The sequence below is a fragment of the Sinorhizobium sp. GQ132 genome (assembly GCF_059758575.1).
The window spans coordinates 1-3,446 of sequence record NZ_JCAXDX010000035.1 but is presented as its reverse complement, the minus strand read 5'-3'; the positions used below and the strand labels follow the sequence as shown (position 1 = coordinate 3,446).

At 53.2% G+C, this 3,446-nt stretch carries 1 rRNA gene; it reads right to left on the bottom strand.

The window, feature by feature from the left end:
- Positions 1 to 30: 30 nt before the first annotated feature.
- A 23S ribosomal RNA gene (locus tag AC6CIG_RS29545) occupies positions 31 to 2,893 on the bottom strand.
- Between the last annotated feature and the right edge of the window lie 553 nt (positions 2,894 to 3,446).

Below are 3,446 nucleotides of genomic sequence, written 5' to 3'. Positions count from 1 at the left end.
GCTCATCTTTGATGAGCATAAGCAATGGGAACGATCAAGCCGATCGAACGATTAGTACCGGTAAGCTTCATGCGTTGCCGCACTTCCACACCCGGCCTATCAACGTGGTCGTCTTCCACGGTTCTCAAGGGAATACTCGTTTTCAGGTGGGTTTCCCGCTTAGATGCCTTCAGCGGTTATCCCTTCCATATATAGCTACCCTGCTATGCCCTTGGCAGGACAACAGGTCCACCAGAGATATGTCCATCCCGGTCCTCTCGTACTAGGGACAGATCCTGTCAATATTCCTACACCCACGGCAGATAGGGACCGAACTGTCTCACGACGTTCTGAACCCAGCTCACGTACCGCTTTAATTGGCGAACAGCCAAACCCTTGGGACCTGCTCCAGCCCCAGGATGCGATGAGCCGACATCGAGGTGCCAAACAACCCCGTCGATATGGACTCTTGGGGGTCATCAGCCTGTTATCCCCGGCGTACCTTTTATCCGTTGAGCGATGGCCCTTCCACGCGGGACCACCGGATCACTATGACCGACTTTCGTCTCTGCTCGACTTGTCAGTCTCGCAGTCAGGCGGGCTTATGCCATTGCACTCGACGAGCGATTTCCGACCGCTCTGAGCCCACCATCGCGCGCCTCCGTTACTCTTTCGGAGGCGACCGCCCCAGTCAAACTACCCACCATACACTGTCCCGGATCCGGATGACGGACCGCGGTTAGACATCCATGACGATAAGGGTGGTATTTCAAGGATGGCTCCACGAGAACTGGCGTCCCCGCTTCAAAGCCTACCACCTATCCTACACATGCCGACACGAATGCCAGTGTAAAGCTATAGTAAAGGTGCACGGGGTCTTTCCGTCTGACCGCAGGAACCCCGCATCTTCACGGGGAATTCAATTTCACTGAGTCTATGTTGGAGACAGCGGGGAAGTCGTTACGCCATTCGTGCAGGTCGGAACTTACCCGACAAGGAATTTCGCTACCTTAGGACCGTTATAGTTACGGCCGCCGTTTACTGGGGCTTCGATTCAGAGCTTGCACCCCTCCTCTTAACCTTCCAGCACCGGGCAGGCGTCAGACCCTATACGTCGTCTTGCGACTTCGCAGAGCCCTGTGTTTTTGATAAACAGTCGCTACCCCCTGGTCTGTGCCACCCCATCCTACTTGCGTAGAAAAGGGTCACGCTTCTTCCGAAGTTACGCGTGCAATTTGCCGAGTTCCTTCAACATAGTTCTCTCAAGCGCCTTGGTATACTCTACCTGACCACCTGTGTCGGTTTCGGGTACGGTCTATACGGTGGAGCTATTTCCTGGAACCGCGTCCCCGCCCGGACAATCCAATAAGTCCGGACAAGTTGAGCAATCCGTCACTACCACCAGGCCCACGAATATTAACGTGGTTCCCATCGACTACGCGTGTCCGCCTCGTCTTAGGGGCCGGCTAACCCTGCTCAGATTAACTTTAAGCAGGAACCCTTGGTCTTTCGGCGAGAGGGTCTCTCACCCTCTTTATCGTTACTCATGTCAACATTCGCACTTCCGATACCTCCAGGATCCCTCACGGGTATCCCTTCACTGGCTTACGGAACGCTCCGCTACCCCTATACACCTAAGTGTATAAGCCTCAGCTTCGGTGCATGGCTTCAGCCCCGTTACATTTTCGGCGCAAAGACCCTTATTTAGACCAGTGAGCTGTTACGCTTTCTTTAAATGATGGCTGCTTCTAAGCCAACATCCTGGTTGTTTTGGGATCCTCACATCCTTTCCCACTTAGCCATGACTTGGGGACCTTAGCTGGAGGTCAGGGTTGTTGCCCTTTTCACGACGGACGTTAGCACCCGCCGTGTGTCTGCCGACTAGTACTCCTCGGTATTCGGAGTTTGGTTAGGATCAGTAAGACGGTGAGTCCCCATAGCCCATCCAGTGCTCTACCCCCGAGGGTATTCGGTCGACGCACTACCTAAATAGTTTTCGCGGAGAACCAGCTATTTCCGAGTTTGATTGGCCTTTCACCCCTAGCCACAAGTCATCCCAATCTATTGCAACAGATGCGGGTTCGGTCCTCCAGTTGGTGTTACCCAACCTTCAACCTGCTCATGGCTAGATCACTCGGTTTCGGGTCTAATGCGACATACTAAACGCCCTATTCAGACTCGCTTTCGCTACGCCTACACCTACCGGCTTAAGCTTGCATGTCACACTAAGTCGTTGACCCATTATACAAAAGGTACGCCGTCACCCTTGCGGGCTCCGACTGTTTGTAGGCATCCGGTTTCAGGTTCTATTTCACTCCCCTTGTCGGGGTGCTTTTCACCTTTCCCTCACGGTACTTGTTCGCTATCGGTCATGCACGAGTACTTAGGCTTGGAGAGTGGTCTCCCCATGTTCAGACAGGATTTCACGTGTCCCGCCTTACTCAAGGACAATGAGTGTTATACGTGTACGGGGCTGTCACCCACTGCGGCAGACCTTTCCAGATCCTTCCACTTCATTCCTCATTGCCACTGGCCTGGTCCGCGTTCGCTCGCCACTACTTGCGGAGTCTCGGTTGATGTCCTTTCCTGCAGGTACTTAGATGTTTCAGTTCCCTGCGTTCGCTTCTTATCCCTATTGAATTCAGGATAAGATACCTTTCAACAATGCTTGGAAACCACTTTGGTTTCTTGACGCCGGATAACCGGCGACGGCCTCTGGCCTTGCGAAGCCTTACGGCTTCGGGACCAGTTGCCAACCAAAATGATTTTCCAAGCATCTAAGGTGGGTTGCCCCATTCGGAGATCCATGGATCAAAGCTCATTCGCAGCTCCCCACGGCTTTTCGCAGCGTATCACGTCCTTCATCGCCTGTGCATGCCAAGGCATCCACCAAATGCCCTTCTTTCACTTGATCGTTCTCATTGCCAATGCTCATCACTATCTGGGTTTGGCTAAGCTTACCCACTCGGCTTGTCGCCTCGTAGGGCAGCCAAACCTGGCCATCCGGGCACAACTGAATGTGCCGCAAATGCCGCCCAGAGATCCGATTACCTTTTACAATCGGATCATCTCATGATGCCATCGACGTGTTCGATATGGTCCTCACAAAAGTCACGCCGAGCGACTTCGAGGCCATATCTTAAGACCAGCTTCTCGAGATCTGTCCGGTGATGCGCGGTCAGGCAACACCAATCCGACACGACCGTCAGAGGCGCGCTCCGAAGAACACCCCAACAACGATCATGCCCTAACGACAAGACTTCCTTCCTACCTCCAGACCCTCTTCCACTTCCGGTCGGCTAGACCATCCATGGCTTCTTCGGGACTGGGCTCGGACGTCTCGAAACGATCTTTCGACCGCTCAAAACACCTGGAAGCTTCCAGACATATCTTCTCTTCACAATGTAAGCAGAACAGGCATCCATCTCATCATAGAGACGATGCAAACCTATTTTTCTCCAAGGATA